This is a genomic window from Streptomyces sp. MA5143a (assembly GCF_900290235.1).
GTDB lineage: Bacteria > Actinomycetota > Actinomycetes > Streptomycetales > Streptomycetaceae > Streptomyces.
On record NZ_OLMK01000167.1, the window covers coordinates 1 to 522 of the forward strand.

Below are 522 nucleotides of genomic sequence, written 5' to 3' on the forward strand. Positions count from 1 at the left end.
GGGCATGAAGCCCTGGACGGCGGCGAGGATCGCGTAGTCACCGCAGCCGGGGCACCAGCGCACCTCCTGATCGGACTTGAAGTCCTTCATGGACTGCTTGGCCTCGGCCTTCGGGACGAGCGAGAGCGCCTCGATCGTGCCCGTGCCTTCCCCGGACGAGCCGGTCGCACCGGTCGTCGTCTCAGCCATCGATGGCCTCCTTGAGAGCCGTGGCGAGCTGCTCCGCCTTGAACGGCATGCCGTTCACCTGGTTGTGCGAGTGGGCGTCGACCAGGTACTTCGCCCGGATGAGCGTGGCGAGCTGCCCGAGGTTCATCTCGGGGATCACCACCTTGTCGTAACGCCGCAGCACGCTGCCCAGATTCCGGGGGAACGGGTTCACGTGCCGCAGATGCGCCTGCGCGATCGACTCCCCGGCCGCCCGCAGCCGCCGCACCGCGGCGGTGATCGGACCGTAGGTGGACCCCCAGCCGAGGACCAGCGTCCGCGCCTCGTGTGGATCGTCGACCTCGACGTCGGGGA

Annotated in this window: 2 pseudogenes; both read right to left on the minus strand. The window is 69.0% G+C overall.

The features are described 5' to 3' along the window. Nucleotides 1-189: pseudogene (locus SMA5143A_RS42345) on the minus strand (2-oxoacid:ferredoxin oxidoreductase subunit beta); the annotation flags it as partial. After that, a pseudogene (locus SMA5143A_RS42350) lies at nucleotides 182-522 on the minus strand (2-oxoacid:acceptor oxidoreductase subunit alpha); the annotation flags it as partial. The pseudogenes SMA5143A_RS42350 and SMA5143A_RS42345, both read right to left, overlap by 8 nt.